Genomic DNA, 20,681 nt, shown 5'->3' on the forward strand with positions numbered 1-20,681 from the left:
GCATGCTGGGACGGTGTCCAAGCGCAAGCTCTCGGCGGTCGGCGCGAACGTCTTCGCACTGGGTGCCGTCAGCCTCGTCACGGACGTCTCCTCGGAGATGGTCACCGCGGTCCTGCCGGTGTACCTCGTCCTCGGGCTGCACCTGAGCCCCGCCGCGTACGGGCTGGTCGACGGCCTATACACCGGCGCGACGGCGTTGCTGCGGATCGTCGGCGGGTACGTCGCCGACCGGGTCCGGCGGCGCAAGGTCGTCGCCGGCGCCGGGTACGCGCTGTCCGCGGTGGCGAAGCTCGGCCTGCTCGCCGCCGGAGCGTCGGCGGCCGCGATCGGCGCGGTGATCACCCTCGACCGCGCCGGCAAGGGCCTGCGGACGGCGCCCCGGGACGCGCTGATCACGCTGTCGGCACCCGAGCCGCTGCTCGGGCGGGCCTTCGGCGTGCACCGCGCGATGGACAGCGTGGGCGCGTTCGCCGGGCCGCTGGTCGCGCTCGCCGTGCTGGCCACCGTCGGGGCCACCGACCCCGAAGCGTTCGACGCCGTGTTCGTCGTCAGCTTCTGCATCGCCGCGATCGGGGTGCTGCTGCTGGTGCTGTTCGTCCGCGACCGCCGGACGCCGAAAGCGGCCGCGACACCGGTCTCGCCGCGCGCGGCGGCCGCGTTGCTGCGCGGCAGCGGCGTGCGGCGGCTGCTGGTGGCCGCGTGCGTGCTCGGGCTGGCCACGGTCGGCGACGGGTTCGTCTACCTGCTGCTGCAGCACAAGGAGGACATCGCCACCGGCTGGTTCCCGCTGCTCGCGGTCGGCACGAACCTCAGCTACCTGCTGCTCGCCGCGCCGCTGGGCGTGCTCGCCGACCGGGTCGGGCGGCTGCCGGTGGTGCTCGGCGGCTACGGCGCGCTGGCGCTGGTCTACCTGCTGCTGGCCGGGCCGGTGTCCGGCTGGCCGCTGTTCGCCGGAGCCCTGGCGTTGTACGGCGCGTTCTACGCGGCGACCGACGGCGTCCTGATGGCGCTCGCCGGCCCGTTGCTGCCGGAGTCGTTGCGCACCACGGGGATTTCGCTCGTCCAGACCGCACAGGCGCTCGCCTACTTCGCCTCGTCCGTCCTCTTCGGACTGGCGTGGCAGTTCTGGGGCGCGAACCTCGCGATCGCGGTTGCCGCGGGCGGGGCCGTGGTCGCGATCGCCGTCACGTTCGCGGTGCTCTCCCCGCGGAAGGTGCCGGCGTGAAGACCCGGATCCTCATCGCGGTCGTCGGCGTGCTCGTGCTCGCCGGGGCGGCGGTCGCGTACGTCGGGTTCGCGAGCGCGCGCGGCCACGATGTCACCCCGACCGGCGCCGTCAGCCTCGACCCCGGCCCGCGGCTGCTGTTCCGCAGCACCGGCGACGCCGACCGCGGGCACGTCGCGACGGTATCCGCCACCGACCCCGGCGGCCCGCGGACGGTGTCGCCGCTGTCGTGCGCGCGGGTGTACGCCGCCGGCGGCACCGGGCTCTGCCTGCGCCAGGACGGCGACCTGACCACCTACCAGCTGGCGGTGCTCGACCGGGGGCTGGCCGTGCGGCGGGAGATCCCGCTGGTCGGGCTGCCGAACCGGGCGCGGGTGTCGGCGAGCGGCCGGATGCTCGCGTGGACGGTCTTCGTCACCGGCGATTCGTACAACGGCGGCATGTTCTCCACCCGCGCCGGCATCCTCGACACGGCGACCGGCGACCTCGCGGGCACGCTGGAGGACTACGCGGTGACGCTCGACGGGAAGCCGTACCAGGCCCCGGACCTCAACTTCTGGGGCGTGACCTTCACCCGCGACGACCGGCACTTCTACGCGACGATGTCGACGGCCGGCCACCGTTACCTGGTCGCGGGCGACTTCACCGCGCACACGATCCGCACGCTGCGCGAGAACGTCGAGTGCCCGTCGCTGTCCCCGGACGGGACGCGCGTGGCGTTCAAGTCCGCCGTGGACGGCGACCCGGCCAAGGGCTGGCGCCTGTCGGTGCTGGACCTGGCGGCCTCGAAGGTGACACCGCTGGCGGAGACCCGCAGCGTCGACGACCAGCCGGCGTGGCTCGACGACCACACGATCGGCTACGGCCTGCCCCGCGGCCCGGGCCACGCGGACGTCTGGTCGGTCCCGGCCGACGGCTCCGGCGCCGCCCGGCTGCTGATCCCGGACGCCGAGTCCCCGGCGGCCCTGGGTTCGTGAGCGCCGCGGCGGCCTCCGGCGGGGTGCCGCCGATGCACCTTTCCCGCTGAGGCGTCCAATCGCGCGAGAATGCGGTGAACCGGATCGAACCGCCGGCCGTATTACTGGGTGAGAGGCGCGGTCTACCCGCCGCGAAACCCGCGTTGAGCTGCTGTTTTACCGTCCGGACGGTCGACCCCGTTCGGCCGCTTGCGAGAGCGTCGACCGTCATTCATGATGGCTTCGGGGTCCGCGAAAATTCATTGATGTCGAATATCCAGGTGTCGGCCATGCTGCGGAAGTACCGTCCGTCCGGAAGTGAACGTCATGCTCCTACCTGTGCCCGGGGCCGCCTGATGGCCGTCGACCTGCCGGGTCTCGCGATCGTCGCCGGGCTGCTGCTGCCGGCCCTCGCCGCGGCGGCCTGGGCGATCACCCTGGAGCGGCGGCCGCGCCGGTCCCCGGCCGCCCCCGACCCGGAACCGGACTTCACCGTCGCCGGGATCCAGTCACGCCTCCGCCGCGAGGTGGCCACGCGGCAGCTGGCCGACGCGGGCACGGTCGCCCTGCCGACGCTGCCGATCCCGGCGCAGACCCGCCGCGAACCGGCCCCGGCCCGGCTGCCGTCCCGCGTGGCCGGCTTCCTCCCGCCACCGGCCCCGGTCACCGCCGGGTTCGCGGCCCCGCGGTTCGCGTTCGCACCGCCGGACTCGGACTTGATGCGCCGCATCCTCGACGGTTTGCGCAAACTGGACTGACCGGGCGCTCAGCCCAGGTCACACGACGTCGCCAGCTCCGCCGGGGTCGCGCCGGCGGGGCGGGCGATCGTCGCCGAGGACGGCGGACGGTGGCCGCGCAGCCACCCCGCCAGCGCGTCGAACGCCGTCCGGAAGCACGGGCCCAGCGGGCGCAGCCGGTCCGGGAAGGCGTCGGCCAGCCCGTCGACGTGGTTGCCGCCCTCGATCCGGTAGTACCGGTGCAGTGCGCCGCGTCCCGCGGCCGTGATCATGCGGTCGTAGACGTCGGAGTCACGGGTGATCGGCAGCAGCGTGTCGAGCGTGCCGTGCAGCGTCAGCAGCGGCTTGCCGATCCGGCCGGTCAACGAGATCCGCTCGACCGCGCGCGCCACGGACGGCGGCCGGGACGCATACGCGTAGTCCGCGTCGCAGGACGGCGTTCCCGAAGCGCAGAACGGAGTCCCCGCCTCCAGCGGACCGTCGAACGACGGGTCGACCTCTTCGCGGTAGATCCGCTGTGTCAGGTCCCAGTAGACGCGGTAGTGGTAGTCCCACAGGAACTCCGACCCCGGCGCGAACCCGGCGTCCAAAATGGACTGGTGGGCCGACGGCGATCCCGCCGCGTACGCCGGATACGCGCGCAGCGCCGGCGGCAGGAACGTGAGCAGGTTCGGCCCGTCGGCCCGCCACAGCGTCCCTTCCCAGTCGACGCCGCCGTCGTAGAGCCACGGCCGGTTCTCCAGCTGCCACCGCACGAGGTACCCGCCGTTGGACAGCCCGGCGGCGAGGGTCTTCGTGACCGGACGGCCGTAGTGCCGGGCCGCGGCGGCGCGAGCGGCGAGCGTCAGCTGCGTGACGCGGGAATTCCACTCCGCCGGCGCGTCCCCCGGCCGGATGCCGTCGGTGAAGAACGCCGCGCCGGTGTTGCCCTTGTCGGTGGCGGCGAACGCGTAGCCCTCCGCCAGCGCCTGGTCGCCGATCGCGCGGTCGTTCGCGTACTGGCGCCGCACGCCGGGTGAGCCGGAGACGACCAGGCCGCCGTTCCACCGGTCCGGCAGCCGCAGCACGAACTGCGCGTCGTGGTTCCAGCCGTGGTTGGTGTTCGCCGTGGACGTGTCCGGGAAGTAGCCGTCGACCTGCACGCCGGGCACGGCGCCGAAGGTGGGCAGCCCGGCCGAAGTCAGCCCGGCCCAGTCGGCCTCGACGGTGTGCCCGGACGCGACGGTTCCGGTCGTCGTCAGGTCGTCCAGGCACGCGGCCACGGACATTTCGGCACCGGGCACGTGCCCCGAGCAGCGCCCGGCCGAAGCCGACGCCGGTGCGGGCACCGCCACCGCGAGCGCTCCCGCCAGAACCCCAGCCAGCCAACCCCGCACGGTCCACCTCCGCCTCGTCGCGATACCCGAACCCAACCGCGTGCGGCGCCCCGGAGCCATCCCGCCGGTCACCATGAACGGGCGAGCCGATGTGGTGGACGGCCACATGGTCCGCGGCCGCGCGGCCGTCTTAACGTCACCGGGACCCTCTCAACGACGAGAAGGAGCTCACATGCGCAAGCTCGCCTTCGCCGGACTCGCCGCGATCACCGCCGCCGTGCTCACCACCGTCGGCGTGGCCGCCGCCGATCCGCCGCCGTCATCCCTCGTACCGGTCAGCAGTTTCGGCGCCAATCCCGGGGCGCTGGCGATGTACACCTACACCCCCGCCGGGCTCGGGACCGGCCGTCCGGTGGTCGTCGCGCTGCACGGCTGCACGCAGAGCGCGGCGGACTACTACGCCCACTCGGGCTGGCCCGCCCTGGCCGACCGCTGGGGGTTCGAGGTCGTGTTCCCGCAGCAGTCGACGGCGAACAACTCGCTGAAGTGCTTCAACTGGTTCTCCACCGCCGACGACACCCGCGGCAACGGCGAAGCCGCCTCCGTCAAGTCCATGGTGGACAAGGCGATCGCCGACCACGGCTCGGACCCCGCCCGGGTGTTCGTCACCGGCCTGTCGGCCGGCGGCGGGATGACCGCCGACCTGCTCGCCGCGTACCCGGACGTCTTCGCCGCGGGCGGGATCAACGCCGGGCTGCCGGCCCAGTGCGCCACGAGCGTCACCGAAGCGACGAACTGCCAGCAGAACGACCAGCACCTGACGCCGGCGCAGTGGGCGGCGAAGGTCAAGGCGCAGTACCCCGGCTACGGCGGCCCGTGGCCGCGGGTCGCGATCTGGCAGGGCACCGGCGACTACACCGTCTACCCGGTCAACGGCACCGAGCTGCGCGACCAGTGGACCGCGGTGCACGGCGTGTCCCAGACGCCGACGAGCACGCAGTCCTTGCCCGGCGGCACGACGTTGACGAACTACTCCGGCAAGGTGCAGCTGTACTCCATCGCGGGCATGGGCCACGGCACCGCGGTCGACCCCGGCACGGGCACGACGCAGTGCGGTAGCACCGGCGCGTACTTCCTCGCCGGGATCTGTTCGAGCTACTACACGGGCGTGTTCTTCGGGCTGGACAAGGGTTCGGGCACCACGACGACGGCCGCACCGACGACGACGACCACCACCACCACGCCGTCGGGCACCTGCGTGAGCGCGAGCAACTACGCCCACACGCAGGCGGGCCGGGCGCACCAGAGCGCCGGGCAGACGTACGCGAACGGTTCGAACCAGGCCATGGGGCTGTGGAACACCTTCACCGTCCACGCGCTGCGGGAGACGTCCCCGGGTTACTGGATCCTCGCCGACGGGCAGTGTTGACCGGGGCTCCGCCACCCCGCGCGGCGCGGCGATGCAGTGAATGACTCATTCCTGTCGTCGGACGACAGGAATGAGTCATTCACTGCATCGGACCAGCCGCGCTGACCGACCTGCACACCTAAAGGAAGATCCGCATCGGGTTGAGGTCTTCGTAGGCGGTCGGCTCGGCCAGGCGGCCGAGCCGCACCGGCACGTCGTAGAGCCGCCCGGGCGCGAAGCGCCCCCAGAACCCGCGCAGGCCCGGGACGATCACCTTGACCACCGGCAGGCCGATGTCGGGCCGCGTCTGGTCGAGCACGAACACCTCCAGCCCGGCGGCTTCGAGCCTGGCCTGCACCAGTTTCACGTCCGCCAGCAGGTCGGTCGAGGAGGCGTCGGCCAACTCGGCCGGTCCGCGGGCCGGGTCGGGCCGGAGGTACGGCCGGCCGGCCACGGTCGCGTCCCGCAACCACCGCACCGCGTCCGGGTCGTCGCCGCCGTCCCACCCGTCGAGGACGACGGGCATCATCTGGTTCAGTTCGGTCAGCGCGCGCCGCAGGGCGACGGCCGGGTCGAGGTGCGCGCCGAACCCCAGCATGATCGCCTCGCGGGCCCCACCGGTCTGCCGGGACAGCGCAACCATCACCGGTACCCCGAGGTCGGCGGTGACGTCGAGGACCCAGACCTCGCGGCCCAGGTCGGCGTACGCCTGCCGCAGCTCGGCGATCCAAGGGTCACCGGACGCGTCCAGATCGACCGCCGGCTGCCGGGTGCGGTTGTACCACCACAGGGCGACGGCGTCGCGCTCGACGACCTCGAGCATGCCCTGCAAGGCGGCATCTTCCAGGGTGCCGCCCGCGGCGTTGCCGTTGGAGTCGGCGAGCAGGGACGGCGGCCCGGATGCGCCGAAGTACAGCAGTGCGGTGGGGAACAGCCGGTGCTCGCCGCGGGTGAGCGACCACACGGGGGTCCAGTCCAGCTCGGCGTCTTCGTCGAACGGCTCGACGACGTGCTGGAACGGCCCGTGCTCCGCGTTGCTGCGCGCCCGGTCGGCGAACTGGCGTTCGTGGAACAGCTGGCACGTGTCGGGGTGCACCGCCTTGTCGCCCAGTGAGCGGAAACTGGCCCGCACCCGCTCTTCGTCGCCGTCGTGGTGGCCGCTGTGCCGTTCGAGGGCCTCGCACAGCGCGCCCACCTCGGCCTGGAGCGGGTTGACGCCCTTGCCGCCGTTCTGGCTGCGCAGCGCCGTGCGCAGCCGGTCGGCGCCGCGCCGGCCCAGCGCGATGTTCGGTCCCGACCGGAACGAGGTGAACAGGGCCGGGCCGCGCGTGTCGCGGCGCAGTTCCTTGACGACCCCGGTCAGCGGGCTGACGAGGTGCCGGTAGGTCTCGAGGACCTGCTCCGGCGGCAGGGCGCGGTGGCCGCCGCCGTCGGTGCGGGCCTTGGGCCGCGGCTCGAACACGACGGGCCGGCGCGTCCGTTCGCGCACCAGGTCCGGGTTCCCGCAGGACGCGCACTGCGGCCGGGCGCGCACCTCGTGCCGCTCCCCGCTGAGGTCGCGGCTGTCGAACGTCCACAGGGCACGCTGGCCCGGGTGCCGCTGTCCGGCCAGCCACTTGACGGCTTCGAGGGCGACCAGGTTGAGCGCGACGGCGGTCAGCGGCGTGAGCGCCACTTCCGGACGCGGCAGCGGCCCGGGCAGGCCGAGCGCGTCGCGGATGTGGGCCTCGGCGGGCCGGTTGCCCCACAGCCGCGCGGCGAGGCAGTGCCAGCACGGGCCGTCGCCGGGGGTGAAGAACGGGCCGACCCAGAGCCGCGTGCCGACCGGTTTGGCCGGCAGCCACGGCCGCCCGGCCGCGCGGTGCTCGGCGTCCACTTCGGACAGTCGTTCGGCGAGGTAGTCGTGGCACAGCACGATGGACAGGTCGGCTTCGTCTTCGGCCACGGTGAGCCCGGCTGACCGCAGCACGTCCGCCGCCGCGGGATCCCCGCCGATCAGCGCGACCCGGCCGCGTGCGCTCGCGGCGTCGCCGCCCACGGCGTCCCAGTAAGCCGATTCGGGCGTGGACGCTGCCGGGCGCAGGCCGATCAGCCCGGCTTCGGCGAGCCGGGTCAGCACCCCGGAAGCCTCTTCGGCGGGGACGTCGGCAGGCAGTTCCCGGCGCAGGGCCGCGAAATCCCTGGTGCCGTCGAGCAACGGGACCAGGGACTCCAGGTGCGGCCCGCTCAGCGCCGTCGTGCCCTCTTCGGACAGCACGTAGGCCGCGTCGCCGGGCACCACGGCGGTGCTGAGGTGCCGCTTGAACCCGACGACCGGCGGAGACGGTTCGGTCACCCGGCGATCGCGGTCACCGGCTCGGGGCTCTCGGCCCGGCAGTAACAGGTGCGGACCGGCTCCGCCTGGCACAAGGTGGCCAGAACCGGCCCGGGCGTTTCGGCCCGGCAGTAGCTCGCCGGCACCGGCTCGGCCAGGCAGGCGCAAGTCGCGCAGAGGGGCGCCGGCTGCCCGGCGACCGACGGGCCGTCGAGCTGGTCGATTTTCAGTTCCGGCAGCTCGGCCGTCCCCGTTCCGAAAGCTGCTTCGAGTGCGCTCTTGAATGGGCTCACGAAATTCCCCCTCGATGTCGCCGCTTGGCAACTCCCATTGTGCCGAGCGCGTCACCGGTGCGTCAGAGCCGGACGGGGGACTTCGGCGGGACCGGTCCGGTCACCCGGCGATCGCGGTCACCGACAGGGGCTGACCGACGGGCGAACCGGGTCCGCCACCCAGGTGTAGCACAGCGGCGCCGGGCCGGACCCGGTCGGCTGCCGGCCGTCGAGCTGGTCGATCGTCAGCCCGGGTACCGCGGCCGGATCGACCTCGAACGCCGCTGCGAGTGCGCTTTCGAAATTCTTCATGGGACCCCCGTCAATTGTTGTTTTCCGTGGCTTCAACGATGCCCGGCCACGCTGCGGTCCGCTAGCGCCAGGCGGTGGACGCCCGGACTGCCGAGCAGCTCAACGGGTACTGGTCCGCGGCATTTTCGAAGAAAATCACCGGGACTCGCCGAGCCGGTGCAACCGCAGCGCCAGCTGGATTTCCAGGGCCCGGTCCGGCGCCTGCCAGTCCTCCCCCAGCAGCGACGCCACCCGCTCCAGCCGCTGCACCACGGTGTTCACGTGGACGTGCAGCACGTCCTTCGTGCGCGCCAGCTGCGCACCGTTCGCGAAGTAGGCTCGCAGCGTCGCCACCAGCTCGGTGCCGCGGCGCTCGTCGTAGTCCAGGACCGGCCCCAGCGTGCGGCGGACGAACGCGTCCAGGTCCGCCCGGTCGCCGAGGAGCTGGCCGAGGAAACCCAGGCCGGCCATCGCCGCGCCTTCGCCCGTCCGGCCGAGCGCCAGCAACGCCCGGACGCAGCGCGCGGCCTCCGCGTGGGCCTCCGCGATCGCCGAGGGGCCGCTCGCCGGCCCCGCCGCGCCCACCGTGACCGGGCGGCCGGTCGCCGAGCCGAGGTCGGCCGCGACGCGGCGGGCCAGCTCGTCCGGGTCGCCGGTCGCGAGCAACACGACCTCCTCCGCGTGCACCCCGACCAGCGTCGCGTGCCGGGCGGCCGCACTCGCCACGCGCCGCCGCGAGCCGCCGTCCGCGTGCGCGACCAGCACCGCGTGCGGCGCCGACAGGTCGATGCCCAGGCGGCGGCCGCGGGCCAGCAGCGCGCGGGGGTTGCGGCCGGGTGCGGTGAGCAGGTCGGTCAGCAGCTCGCCGCGGACCTCGTCCTCGGCGCGCACCACCGACCGCCGCAGCATCAGCAGCAACGCCGTCACGACGCCGGCGCGTTCGAACAGCCGCCGGTCGGGATCGGTGAGCCCGGGACGGCCGGCCAGCACCAGGCAGCCGAGCAGTTCCGGTCCCGCCTGCACCGCGCACACCCAGTTGTCCTTTGTGGACACCGCACGCCCGGTGGTGCGGGCCGACGCCAACGCGTCCGGGTCGAGCGCCACGGGATCCGCCGAACTCGCCAGGAGCGTGCCGTCGGCGTCGTACACCGTGAGCTCGCCGTGCAGCACCGCCGCGACCGCGTCGGCCACGTCCGGCAGGTCGCCGCCGCGCAGGACGAGGTCGGTGAGCCGGTCGTGGGCGTCCTCGGCGCGTTCCATCGTCGCGTTGGCCTCGTTGAGTTCCGCGACCGCGCGGCGGGTCTGGTCCAGGAGGTTCGCGCTGTCCAGGGCGATCGCCGCGTGGTCGGCGAGCGACGACAGCAGCGCCACCTCGTCGGCGGAGAACTCCCGGGCGGCGCGGTCGGACGCGAAGAGCACGCCCAGCACCTTCGGCCCGATGGCCAGCGGGACGCCGAGGATGGCGGTCAGGCCCTCGTCTTCGACGCCGGAGTCGATGTGCCGGGTGTGCTTGAACCGGTCGTCGTTGAAGTAGTCCGAGGTCGCGTACGGCCGCGCGGTCTGCGCGACCAGCCCGCCGAGGCCCTCCCCCATGCCGAGCACGATCTGCTGGAACTCCGCCGACACCGAGCCGTCGCTGACCCGGATGTAGGTCTTGCCCTCGGCTTCGTTGTTGAGGCTGAGGTAGGAGACGTCGACGCCGAGCAGGGCCCGTGCCCGCCGGACGATCGAGCGCAGCACGGTGTCCGGATCGGACAGTGCGGCGAGCTCGCTCGCGGTCTCGAACAGCGCGGTGAGCCGGGCCTCGCGCCGCCGGTGCTCGGCCAGGGTCTCGCGGATCCGCAGGGCCAGCTCGCCCGCGCTGGCCAGCGCGGCCAGGTCGGCCGCGTCGAGGGCGCCCTCGGCGCGGGCGGCCACGACGACGTGCGCCAGCTGCTCGGTGCTCGCCCCGGAGGCGAGCAGGTCGAGCAGCCGGCGCAGCGCGTCCGAGGGTGCGGTCACGGCGGTCATGCTAGGGCGAGACGGCTGCCTTCTCCGCTTCGACGTCGTCGTGCAGCGATTCGCCCCGGGTTTCCCGGGCGGAAAGCAGCGCGATCACCGTGATCAGGCACATCGCCGTGACGTACAGCGACACCGGCACGGTGCTGCCCCAGCTGGAGAACAGCGCGACGGCGACCAGCGGCGCGACGGCCCCGGCGGCGATCGACGAGAGCTGCCCGCCGACGGAAAGGCCGGTGTAGCGCACCCGGGTCGGGAATTGCTCGGCGAAGAACGCGGCCTGCGGGCCGTACATCGCGCCGTGCAGCACCAGCCCGACGGTCGTGGCCAGCACGATCACCGCCGACGACTTCGTGTCGAGCAGCGCGAAGAACGCGAAGCTCCACAAGGCCATCCCGATCGCGCCGAACAGGTAGACCGGACGGCGTCCGACGCGGTCCGACAACGCGCCCCACAACGGGATCGTCACGAAGTGCACGGCCGAGCCGATGAGCACCGCGGTCAGGCCGACACCCTTCGGCAGGTGCAGCCCGGTCGTGACGTACACCAGGATGAACGCGGTGATCACGTAGTACGAGACGTTCTCGGCCATCCGCGCGCCGATGGTGATCAGCACCTGGCGCCAGCTGTTGCGGAAGACGTCGACGACCGGCACGTGCTTCTCGGCGCGCAGCTCGGCCTGACGCTGAGCCGCGAGGAAGACGGGCGACTCGGTGACGGCCAGCCGGATCCACAGGCCGATCAGCAGCAGCACGCCCGAAAGCAGGAACGGGACGCGCCAGCCCCAGGACATGAAGGTGGCGTCGGACTGGGTGGCCGAAAGAATCGCCAGCACCGCGGTGGCCAGGAGGTTCCCGCCGGGCGCGCCGCACTGCGGCCAGCTCGCCCAGAAGCCGCGGCGGCGGTCGTCACCGTGTTCGGAGACGATCAGGACGGCGCCACCCCATTCGCCGCCGAGCGCGAAGCCCTGGACGAGCCGGAGCAGCGTGAGCAGCAGCGGAGCCAGGACGCCGGCGGTGGCGTACGTCGGCAGGACGCCCATCAGGCAGGTCGAGCCGCCCATCAGGACGAGGCTGACGATCAGGAGTTTCTTCCGGCCGAGCCGGTCGCCGAAGTGGCCGAAGACCAGCCCGCCGACCGGCCGGGCGAGGAACCCGACGGCGTAGGTCAGGAACGCCAGCAGCGTGCCGGTGAGCGGGTTCGCCGTCGGGAAGAACAGCTTGTTGAAGACGAGGGCGGCGGCCGAGGTGTAGAGGAAGAAGTCGTACCACTCGATGGTGGTGCCGATCAGGCTCGCGCCGACGATCTTGGCGATCGCCGACCGGTGGGGTTGGCTCACTGCGGGCTCCACTTCCTTGTGGTTGAGCGGTTGTTCACGGCGTTTTTCAGGCAGCGGTCCAACCGCCGTCGAGGGGAATCGAGGCCCCGGTGATGTGGCCGGCGTGCGGAGAGCACAGCCACACCACCAGGGAAGCGACGTCTTCGGGTTCGATGAGCTTCTTGATCGCGGCCCGCTTGAGGAGCACCTCGGCGACGACGTCCTCACGCGGGATGTCGTGCTCGGCGGCCTGGGCGTCGATCTGCCCGTCGACGAGCGGAGTGCGCACATACCCGGGGTTCACGCAGTTGCTGGTCACGCCGTGTTCGGCGCCTTCCAGGGCGGCGACCTTGGAGAGGCCTTCGAGCCCGTGCTTGGCGGCGACGTAAGCGGCCTTGTAGGCGGAGGCGCGCAGCCCGTGGACGCTCGACATGTTGACGATCCGGCCCCACCCCCGCGCGTACATCGCGGGAAGGGTGCGCCGGATGAGGAGGAAGGGAGCGGTGACCATCAGGGCCTGGATCCGCGTGAAGACGTCGGGCGGGAAGTCTTCGAGGGGCGAGACGTGCTGGATCCCGGCGTTGTTCACCAGGATGTCGACCTCGGCGGGCAGGCCGTCGATCGAGGCGGGTTCGGTGAGGTCGGCGACGTGCGCCCAGCCGCCCACCTCGGAGGCGGCGGCTTCGGTGCGGTGTTCGTCGATGTCGACGACGTGCACCTTCGCCCCGGCCGCGGCGAGAGCCCGGACGCAGGCGAGGCCGATGCCGCTCGCACCGCCGGTGACGAGGGCGGTGCGCCCGTCCAGATCGCTGGTCATGGACGGGAACGGTAAGCGTGACCCCGGTCGCTAGCTATGTGCGGAAGGGCTACACCTCAGGAAGATCCAGTGTGGTGGGCCGACACAACGCGGAGAGTAAGGCGTCCCACGATCGGGTGGAGATTTCGAGGGTGCCGCCGGAGCGGTCCTTGGTGTCGCGGACTTTTGCCGCAGGTCCGAGCGCCACTTCCACGCACTTGTCTTCAGTTGCGCTGTAAGTCGATTTCCGCCAGGTCATGCTGCCTCTCCAGGTCGGCGATCACCTCCCGGATGAACTCGCCGCTCTTGTGCTCATCCATCGCCAGGGCCGCCATGGTCTTCGCCGCCGCGCGGTAACTGGCCACCTGATCAGCATCGTAGAGGTAGGCACTCGCCCGGTGGAGCTCCACGAAGACAATCTCCGGGAGGGCCTCGAACTCAAGCACACCGAAGTTGTGGGTGACCGCCTGCGCGCTGGCACGCATCGGGAGCACCTGAAGCCGGATGTTCCGCCGCATCGAAGCACGCAGCAGGTGCCGAAGTTGCTCCACCATCACCGACGCCCCGCCAACCTCGGCTCGCACAGCGCCCTCGCCGACCAGCACGTGGTAGTCCAGCGGGTCGTGCCTCGTCAGCACTTCTCGCCGCGCCAGCCGCGCATGCACGACCCGCTCGATCCGCTCAGGCTGCTCCTGACCGCTCAGCAAGGCCCGGATGTAGTCCGGAGTCTGGAAAAGTCCCGGAATCACCGCGGGCTCCCAATCGAAGATCGCCGTTGCCGCGCGCTCGTTCTCCGCGTAACTGGAGGCGCTGGGTGCCACGCCGGGCACCGCCTTCTCCAACCAGCTCAGCTCGCGGGCGGTGTGGGCCAGCTCCAGCAACCTCGCTCGCTCCCCCGGCTCGACAACCAGCACCCCCATCAGCAGCGCCACCTGCTCCACCTTGGGGATCCGCTTCCCGTACTCCCAGTTGGACAGCTCCTGCGCATGCACGCCGATCTTCCGGGCCAGTTGCCGCACGCCGAGGTTCCGCGCTTCCCGGCAGGTGCGCAGCCCGAACCCGAGCGCTCTCGCCCGGGGTGTCGCGAAGGGTGTCGCCATGACCGCATTCTGTCAGCGGGGTCCGACATTTCCCTTCGCCGGCCGCCCGCCTGGTGTCGCGGATCCGCGTCAGGTTCGCTGCTGGTCATGGACCCGGACCACGCACTTCTGACCCGTCTTCGCGATCTCGCCGAAACGCTCCCCGGCGACCTCGCCTGGCTGACCGGACCGCCCTTGCGCGCGGACGGCCTGCGCGACCTCGGCGAGCGCCTCAGCTGTCTCGGCGCGGACCTGATCAGCCGCGCGGGCGTGCTCGACGAGATCGCCGCCGCGCGGCTGCCCGCCCACGGCTGGATCCCCGAGTGCGGGCCGGAGCCGCGGCGCCGCCTGTCCCACTACGTCGGCCGCGGCGAGGTGCGGCTCGGCCTGATTTACTTCGCGAGCTGCGGCGCGGGGTGCTTCCCCTTCTACGGCACCGATCCGGCGGGCCGGACCGAGCGGCACGAGCGGTGCGAGAAGTGCGTCAAAGAGGCGTACCGGCTCATGAGCGTTCCGCCAGCACCGCGAGATAGTGCACGTTCGTCATGATCCCGAGGACGTTGCCGAACGGGTCGACGACCGAGGCCGTCACGAACCCGGGCCCGCGTTCGATGATCGGCTCGTACTCCTTCGCGCCCAGCTCCAGGAGGCGCGCGAACGTCGCTTCGAGGTTGTCGACGTGCCAGCGGACGATCTCGCCGCCCGGCTCGGTGAGCGCGGACGGGGCGTACTTGCGGTCGATGATGCCGAGTTCGTGCTGGTAGTCGCCGATCCGGAACTCCGAGTACCCGGGGACGTTGAAGTACGGCTCGACCCCCAGGAACTCCGTGTACCAGGCCTTCGCGGCCTCGAGGTCCTCGGCGTAGTACGTCACGGTGGCCATTCCTCGCAGCATGTCCGGCTCCTCTGAAGCGCCTCGTTCAAGCGGTGTGGAGTCATCATGCGGGGTAAAAGTGCTCACCAAGTGACCACTTTATTTGCGACACTTCTCCCATGCGCGCCGACCGCCTCGTGGCCACCCTCCTGCTGATGCAGACGCGCGGCCGCGTCACGGCCGCCGAACTGGCGGCGGAGCTGGAAATCTCGGTCGCCACCGCGCGCCGCGACCTCGAAGCCCTCTCGGCGGCCGGGGTGCCCGTCTACCCGCAGCCGGGCCGCGGCGGCGGCTGGCAGCTCGTCGGCGGCGCGCGCACCGACCTCTCCGGTCTGAGCGCCCGCGAGGCGCAGGCGCTCTTCCTGCTGGCCGGCCCGGCCGCGGCGGGCGCACCGGAGGTCAAATCAGCGCTGCGGAAGCTGATGGGCGCGCTGCCGGGCACGTTCCGGGCGGACGCCGAGGCGGCGGCGGACGCGGTCGTCGTCGACCAGGCCGGCTGGGGTGAGCGCCCGAAGGAACGGCCGCCGATGGTCTCGCTGCTGCGGGACGCCGTCATCGCCCGCCGCCGGGTCCGGCTCGCCTACGCCGGGCGCGAGAAGTCCGAGCGGCTCGTGGACCCGTGGGGCCTGGTCGACAAGGACGACGTCTGGTACCTGGTCGCGGGGACGGCGAAGGGCCGCCGCACCTTCCGCGTCGACCGGATCGTCTCCGCCATCCCGACCGACGAGCCCGCGGACCGGCCGTCGGACCTCGAGCTGGCGGCGGTCTGGCGGGAGGTCGTCGAGGAGATGGAAAAGCGCCGTTCGTTGCTGAGCGCGGACGTGGTGCTCGCCCGCCGGCACTTCCGGGTGCTCCAGAACCGGTTCGGGCGGCACTGCGAGCTCGTCGCGGAGCTGCCCGGGGAGCGGGTCCGCGCGCGGGTGGCCGCACCGGCGCCGATCATGATCGCGCAGGAGCTGGCGGGGTGGGGCGGGCTGGTCGAGGTCGAGGGCCCGGAGTCGGTGCAGGCGGAACTGGCCCGGCTCGGCGCGGAGCTGGTTGCGCGCTACGGGACGTGATCGCTGCCCGTTATGACACGAGATGTCGGAAACGCGTCGTCCGGCCTCCGCACCTGCTGAAAGGCACTTGCACACTTTCCGAACCTTGCTCGTCGATCATGTCGAATGGCCGTGATCACCCCTCAGCTTGGTGAACGCCGTTCATCGGTCTACAATGGACACCGGGCGGGAACACTCGGAGTGTCCGTTACCCGCCGGTATCTGGCCGTTCGGAGTATCCCTGATCACCCGTTTGCTGCTATTGTGACGCCTCCGTGACCTGAACGTGCGTTCGGCGACACTTCGGTGAGGGCAGACAATGCGTGACGATGTGGTCGAGGCGAGTGCCGTGGTCGGACACCCGCCCGACGTGGTGTGGCAGATCGTCGGATCGCCGGAGTGGTACTCGCGGTTCGTGCCGGAGATCAGCTGGTGCGAGATCCAGGAGCCGGCCGGGCGCGGGCGCGGCCCGAAGGGCGTGGTCCGGATCGTCCCGGCGCGGGGACCGATGCTCGAGACGCAGATGCAGGCCGTCGTCTACCGGCCGGGCGAGCACGTCGTGTGGTGCGGCGTCCCCGACGAGGGCACCTGGGTCTCCCTGGAGCTGAGATCGCTGGCCGGCGGCCAGACCGAGCTGTTCGTGCGGATGATGCTGCCGCCGTCGCACCTGGAACTGGTGTCGACGATCAAGAAGGACGTCCGCGCCCTCGCCCGGCGCCTCGACCTGCACCTGGCCGGCGAGCACGACCCCGGCACCGACAGCGAGACCAACAAGGCCACCAAGCTGCGCACCACGAGCATCCTGCTGCGCGCCGGCGTGCTCAGCGCCGGGCGACCGGACAAGCTCGCGCGCCAGCTGAACTCCCTCGCGCAGTGGGGCGCCACGGTCGCGGGCGGCTACCAGGCCGCCGCGGCCCGCGTCCCGGACGAGCTCGCCCTGCACGACGAGCGCAGCGTCCGCACCTTCCGCCAGGTCCAGGAGCGCAGCGACCGGCTCGCCAACGCGCTGAGCGAACTCGGCGTCGTCGAACGCGACCGGATCGCGCTGATGTGCCGCAACCACGCCGCGATGATCGAGTCGTTCGTCGCGGCCAGCAAGCTCGGCGCCGACGTCATCCTGCTGAACACCGGCCTGTCCGCCGCCTCGGTCAAGGACGTGCTCGCCGAGCACCAGCCGTCCGCCGTGCTGGCCGACGACGAGTTCGCGCAGACCATCGCGAACGTGCCGGGCGACTTCGCGCGGATCAGCACCTGGCCGGACGCCGACGCCGGCTACCCGACCGTCGACGAGCTGATCCAAGCCGCGCCCGCCGACCGCCCGAAGCCGGTCGAGCGGCCCGGCCGGCTGATCGTGCTCACCTCCGGCACCACCGGGACGCCGAAGGGCGCGCGGCGGCCCACGCCGAAGGGGCTGGGCACCGCCGCGGCGATCCTCGACCGGATCCCGCTGCGCTCCGGCGACCGGCTGCTCGTGGCCGCGCCGCTGTTCCACACGTGGGGCCTCGCGGCGATGCAGATCGGGATGGCGCTGCGGGCGTCGCTCGCGCTGATCCGCAAGTTCGACGCCGAAGAGACGTTGCGGACGATCGCCGAGCAGAAGTGCGACGCGCTGTTCGCCGTGCCGATCATGCTGCAGCGGATCATGGACCTGCCCGAGCGGGTCCGCGCGCGCTACGACCTGTCGTCGCTGCGGATCGTGGCCAGCAGCGGCTCGGCGATGTCCGGGCCGTTCGTGACGTCCTTCATGGACACCTTCGGCGACGTCCTCTACAACTTCTACGGCTCGACCGAGGTGTCCTGGGCGAGCATCGCCGACCCGGCCGACCTGCGCGCGGCGCCGACGACGGCCGGCCGCTGCCCGCTCGGCACGCGGCTCGCGATCCTGGACGAGGACCGCAAGCCGGTGCCGCCGGGCGGCGAGGGCCAGATCTTCGTCGGCAACGACATGCTGTTCGAGGGCTACACGAGCGGAACCGACCCGGCCCGCGCGGCGGACATGATGGCCAGCGGCGACGTCGGCTACCTCGACGCGGCGGGCCGCCTGTTCGTCACCGGCCGGGCCGACGAAATGATCGTCTCGGGCGGCGAGAACGTGTTCCCCCGCCCAGTGGAAGAGGCGCTGGTGGCGCTCCCGGGCGTGCACGACGCGGCGGTGGTCGGCGTGGCCGACGCGGAGTGGGGCCAGCGCCTGGCGGCGTACGTCGTCCCGCGGCGGGGCGCGTCGCTGCACGCGGAGGACATCCGCCAGTACATCCACCACCGCCTGGCCCGGTTCGCGGTGCCACGGGACGTCTATTTCGTGCCGGACCTGCCCCGCAACGCGACGGGCAAGATCCTCAAGCGCCTCCTCCACGACGACACCTGGCCGGCGACCAGCGAATACTGACCGCACGACTCCGACCAAGCGCCCCAATGTGGCCTTGGTTGCGTTCAACGCACCCAAGGTGGCCTTCGGTGCGTTGAACGCACCGAAGGCCACATTGGGGCGCTGGCGACCGGCCAACGAGCGGCCGGCTCAGCCGACCGGCTGACGCAGCACCGTCCGCAGCTTCGCGGGCTCGACGCGTCTCGGGTCGCCGAGGTACACCTCGTGGTGCAGTCCGGTCGGCTTCAAGCCTTGCGCCGCAAGGTATTCGTCGTGCAGGCGGGCCAGCAGCGGACCTTCGTCGTCGTACGAGCCGACGTGGAGCACCTGCGCGCAGCGGCCCTGGTGCAGCTTCTCCAGCCGGACCGGCGCCTCGAGCTTCTTCTTGCGCCGCACCGTTTCCCTGGCCTCCTCGACGGCGGCCTCCTCGATCCACGAAGGTTGCGCGATGAGCATGGTCCACTGCCAGGAATCCTTGGCGCGCACGGTGAAAGCCGCGTAGTCCTCGGCCCACCACAAGCCCTCCAACGGCCCCACGACGAAGTCCTCACCACGCTGTTTCGCCGCCATCTTGATCGTGTAGGCGAAGGCGTAAAGCGCTTCGACGGCCTTCCGGTAGCTCTCCGCCGTGTTCGGGTTGCCGCGGCCGTCTATCGCGAGGAACCGCTGTTCGGGGACGTCCACCAGGGCCCAGTCGGTGTTCTTGGGCGCGTAGAGCTGCTTCAGGTCCTTCTTGATGTCGTAGGGCATCAGGTCATTCCTTCCAGCCACCGGGCTTCCGCCTCGAGTTGGACGATGGAGTAGTCGAAGATCGCGCGGACGAACGGCGGGGCGTGTTCCTGGGCCGCGGCGGCGCGGCGGACCTCGGTGAGCCGCTCTTTTACGGCTTCCGCGCGACGAGCCAGCGCGGCCGCAAGCCGTTCGGGCGGGACGGCCGGGCTGTTCGCCAGGCCGACGAGCACCGGCGGGTGCACCGGGCGCAGCTCCGCGACGGCGGCTTCGGCGGCCGCCGCGCACGCCTTGCGGCCCGCTTCGGTGGCCGTGAACGTTTTCTTGGCCTTGGCGTGCGCGCGTTCCCCCGCGACCTCGGCGACCAGGCCTCTCTCGCGGAGTTTCCCCAGGACGTAGTAGATCGAGCTGAAGCCGAGAGCCGTCCAGTCGCGCATGCCGCGCTCCGAGACGACCTCGTCCAGCTCGTAGCCGTGCCTCGGCCGCTCGACCACCAGGCCGAGCACCGTCAGTTCCGCGTCGGTCAGCACGGCCGTACTCTAGCACTAGAATACTCAGCGTCCGGAAATTGTCGGTGGGTGCTGGCATGCTTCACCTCGTACCGGAAAGCGAGGGAGCACAGTGGGGGGACAGGTGGTGACGGCGGTGCCGTGGACCGCGGAACGCGTGGCCGGGCTGGCGCCGGATCCCGCTTCGGAGAAGGCGGGCCGGGCGCTCGCCACGCCGGCGCGGTGGTCGGGCGCAGGTGCGTCCGAAGACGCCGTGTGGGGCTTCTGCCAGGGCAGTGGCAAGAAGCCGTACCAGACGTGCGTCGAGCTGGCCGAGCCCGCGTTCCGGTGTTCCTGTCCCAGCCGGAAGTTCCCATGCAAGCACGCGCTGGGCTTGCTGCTGCTCTGGGCGGCCGGGCGCGTCGACGGCGCGGAACCACCCGAGTGGGTGCACACGTGGCTGGCCGAACGCGCCGACCGCGCCCGCCGGGCGGAGAACCGCGCCGAGGCGACAGGTCCGAAGGACGAGGAAGCGGCCGCCCGGCGTGCTTCCGATCGCGCGGCCCGCGTCGAAGGCGGCGTCGCGGAGCTGAAAGTGTGGCTGACCGACCGGATCGGGGCCGGGTTCGCGGGCTTCGAGCGCAACGGCGGTGAAGAGCTGCGCACGGTCGCGGCGCGGATGGTCGACGCGCAGGCGTCGGGGCTCGCGGGCGGCTTGCGCCGGGCGGCGGGGCTCGTCGGCCGCCGCGACTGGCCGGAGGCGCTGCTGGCCGAGCTGTCCCAGCTGTACCTGCTCGCCGACGCGGCCACGCGCCTGGAGTCGCTGCCGCCCGCGCTGGCGGAGACCGTCCGCACGCGGCTGGGGTTTTCGGTGGAGACGGCCCGGGTGCTGGAGACCGGCGAGCGCGTCGCGGACGAATGGCTGATCACGGGCGCGGCGGACGAGGAGAACGACCGGCTGCTCACCCGCCGGACGTGGTTGCGCGGCCTCGGCACGGGCCGGGACGCGCTGGTGCTGTCGTTCGCGCCGCCGGGCCGTCCCCTGGACGCGACGTTGCCACCGGGCCACCGGCTGACGGCGGAACTGGCGTTCTACCCGGGCGCGGCGCCGCTGCGGGCCCTGGTGGCGGAGCGCGGAATCCCGCTTGCGGCTCCGGCGGCCGAAGGTGGGTCGATCGCGGACGCCCTGGCGGCGCACACGCGGGCGATGGCGGCGGACCCGTGGCTGGAGCGCTGGCCGGTGCTGTTGTCGGGCGTCACCCCGGCCGAGCACGCGGGCGGCTGGTGTCTGTCCGAACCGGACGGCACGGCGATGCCGCTGGTGCCGTACGCGTTCCCGTGGTCACTGCTGGCCCTCTCGGCGGGCCGCCCGTTGACGGTGGCCGGCGAGTGGAGCCCGGCGGGATTGCGGCCGCTGATGTGCTGGCACGAGAACCGGGCGGTGCGGCTGTGAAGGTTTTCCCCGACTACGAACAGGA

General features: G+C 72.2%; 20 protein-coding genes. 8 read left to right on the forward strand and 12 right to left on the reverse strand.

Translation table 11 applies throughout. The annotated features are described in order from the left end of the window. Window positions 1–13 precede the first annotated feature (13 nt). The 3 genes from AB0F52_RS33355 (at window position 14) to AB0F52_RS33365 (ending at window position 2,939) form a co-directional block, all read left to right on the forward strand. Entirely contained in the window at window positions 14–1,225 is a 1,212-nt protein-coding gene (locus tag AB0F52_RS33355; protein ID WP_360179692.1) for an MFS transporter, read from the forward strand. After that, complete coding sequence (locus AB0F52_RS33360; protein WP_360179694.1) at window positions 1,222–2,202, forward strand: hypothetical protein; 981 nt, start codon at window positions 1,222–1,224, stop codon at window positions 2,200–2,202. The genes AB0F52_RS33355 and AB0F52_RS33360 overlap by 4 nt, the downstream gene beginning before the upstream one ends. A 335-nt stretch (window positions 2,203–2,537) precedes the next feature. Beyond that, on the forward strand, window positions 2,538–2,939 hold the full coding sequence (locus AB0F52_RS33365) for a hypothetical protein (RefSeq protein WP_360179696.1): 402 nt from the start codon (window positions 2,538–2,540) through the stop codon (window positions 2,937–2,939). Window positions 2,940–2,947: 8 nt separating this feature from the next. Here the strand turns inward: AB0F52_RS33365 and AB0F52_RS33370 are convergent, their stop codons facing one another. Beyond that, window positions 2,948–4,252, reverse strand: coding sequence for a tannase/feruloyl esterase family alpha/beta hydrolase (locus tag AB0F52_RS33370; protein ID WP_360179867.1), 1,305 nt, complete (start codon window positions 4,250–4,252; stop codon window positions 2,948–2,950). Window positions 4,253–4,466: 214 nt separating this feature from the next. On the opposite strand from AB0F52_RS33370, the gene AB0F52_RS33375 reads away from it, so the two are divergent. Further along, a complete protein-coding gene (locus tag AB0F52_RS33375; protein WP_360179698.1) occupies window positions 4,467–5,663 on the forward strand; it encodes a PHB depolymerase family esterase in 1,197 nt (398 codons plus the stop codon). 118 nt (window positions 5,664–5,781) lie between these two features. Here the strand turns inward: AB0F52_RS33375 and AB0F52_RS33380 are convergent, their stop codons facing one another. The 8 genes from AB0F52_RS33380 to AB0F52_RS33415 form a co-directional block, all read right to left on the reverse strand. Then, entirely contained in the window at window positions 5,782–7,977 is a 2,196-nt protein-coding gene (locus AB0F52_RS33380; RefSeq protein WP_360179700.1) for a TOMM precursor leader peptide-binding protein, read from the reverse strand. Continuing rightward, on the reverse strand, window positions 7,974–8,249 hold the full coding sequence (locus AB0F52_RS33385) for a hypothetical protein (protein WP_360179702.1): 276 nt from the start codon (window positions 8,247–8,249) through the stop codon (window positions 7,974–7,976). The genes AB0F52_RS33380 and AB0F52_RS33385 overlap by 4 nt, the downstream gene beginning before the upstream one ends. A gap of 117 nt (window positions 8,250–8,366) precedes the next feature. Then, window positions 8,367–8,540 (reverse strand): hypothetical protein, encoded by a 174-nt coding sequence (locus AB0F52_RS33390; RefSeq protein ID WP_360179704.1) that lies wholly within the window; start codon window positions 8,538–8,540, stop codon window positions 8,367–8,369. Window positions 8,541–8,675: 135 nt separating this feature from the next. Next, window positions 8,676–10,529, reverse strand: coding sequence for a GAF domain-containing protein (locus AB0F52_RS33395; RefSeq protein WP_360179706.1), 1,854 nt, complete (start codon window positions 10,527–10,529; stop codon window positions 8,676–8,678). Window position 10,530: 1 nt separating this feature from the next. Beyond that, the gene (locus tag AB0F52_RS33400) at window positions 10,531–11,856 is read right to left on the reverse strand and encodes an MFS transporter (RefSeq protein ID WP_360179708.1); all 1,326 of its coding nucleotides are present in this window, start codon (window positions 11,854–11,856) and stop codon (window positions 10,531–10,533) included. A 46-nt stretch (window positions 11,857–11,902) separates the two neighbouring features. Next, window positions 11,903–12,652 (reverse strand): 3-hydroxybutyrate dehydrogenase, encoded by a 750-nt coding sequence (locus AB0F52_RS33405; RefSeq protein WP_360179710.1) that lies wholly within the window; start codon window positions 12,650–12,652, stop codon window positions 11,903–11,905. A 49-nt stretch (window positions 12,653–12,701) separates the two neighbouring features. Beyond that, the gene (locus AB0F52_RS33410) at window positions 12,702–12,890 is read right to left on the reverse strand and encodes a DUF397 domain-containing protein (RefSeq protein ID WP_360179712.1); all 189 of its coding nucleotides are present in this window, start codon (window positions 12,888–12,890) and stop codon (window positions 12,702–12,704) included. Next, window positions 12,856–13,731: a helix-turn-helix transcriptional regulator gene (locus AB0F52_RS33415; RefSeq protein ID WP_360179714.1), complete on the reverse strand. Its 876-nt coding sequence runs from the start codon at window positions 13,729–13,731 to the stop codon at window positions 12,856–12,858. Before AB0F52_RS33415 ends, AB0F52_RS33410 begins: the two co-directional genes overlap by 35 nt. Before the next feature lie 87 nt (window positions 13,732–13,818). Here AB0F52_RS33415 and AB0F52_RS33420 point away from each other — a divergent pair, with 87 nt between their 5' ends. Beyond that, window positions 13,819–14,259: a hypothetical protein gene (locus AB0F52_RS33420; RefSeq protein ID WP_014467383.1), complete on the forward strand. Its 441-nt coding sequence runs from the start codon at window positions 13,819–13,821 to the stop codon at window positions 14,257–14,259. On the opposite strand, the gene AB0F52_RS33425 is transcribed toward AB0F52_RS33420, so the two are convergent. Next, a complete protein-coding gene (locus tag AB0F52_RS33425) occupies window positions 14,213–14,605 on the reverse strand; it encodes a VOC family protein (protein WP_360179716.1) in 393 nt (130 codons plus the stop codon). The two genes, AB0F52_RS33420 and AB0F52_RS33425, sit on opposite strands and share 47 nt — an antisense overlap. A 98-nt stretch (window positions 14,606–14,703) precedes the next feature. Here AB0F52_RS33425 and AB0F52_RS33430 point away from each other — a divergent pair, with 98 nt between their 5' ends. Both AB0F52_RS33430 and AB0F52_RS33435 read left to right on the forward strand, forming a co-directional pair. Next, window positions 14,704–15,642 (forward strand): WYL domain-containing protein, encoded by a 939-nt coding sequence (locus AB0F52_RS33430; RefSeq protein ID WP_360179718.1) that lies wholly within the window; start codon window positions 14,704–14,706, stop codon window positions 15,640–15,642. 298 nt (window positions 15,643–15,940) lie between these two features. Continuing rightward, window positions 15,941–18,007: an AMP-binding protein gene (locus tag AB0F52_RS33435; protein WP_360179720.1), complete on the forward strand. Its 2,067-nt coding sequence runs from the start codon at window positions 15,941–15,943 to the stop codon at window positions 18,005–18,007. 129 nt (window positions 18,008–18,136) lie between these two features. On the opposite strand, the gene AB0F52_RS33440 is transcribed toward AB0F52_RS33435, so the two are convergent. Then, complete coding sequence (locus AB0F52_RS33440) at window positions 18,137–18,736, reverse strand: GyrI-like domain-containing protein (RefSeq protein ID WP_360179722.1); 600 nt, start codon at window positions 18,734–18,736, stop codon at window positions 18,137–18,139. Beyond that, window positions 18,736–19,245, reverse strand: a complete 510-nt coding sequence (locus AB0F52_RS33445) for a PadR family transcriptional regulator (RefSeq protein ID WP_360179724.1) — start codon at window positions 19,243–19,245, stop codon at window positions 18,736–18,738. The genes AB0F52_RS33440 and AB0F52_RS33445 overlap by 1 nt, the downstream gene beginning before the upstream one ends. A 103-nt stretch (window positions 19,246–19,348) precedes the next feature. Between AB0F52_RS33445 and AB0F52_RS33450 the strand changes: the two genes are divergently transcribed. Next, entirely contained in the window at window positions 19,349–20,656 is a 1,308-nt protein-coding gene (locus tag AB0F52_RS33450) for an SWIM zinc finger family protein (protein WP_360179869.1), read from the forward strand. Window positions 20,657–20,681: the final 25 nt, after the last annotated feature.

Origin of the sequence: Amycolatopsis sp. NPDC024027, assembly GCF_040638975.1 — a bacterium.
Taxonomy (GTDB): Bacteria; Actinomycetota; Actinomycetes; order Mycobacteriales; family Pseudonocardiaceae; genus Amycolatopsis.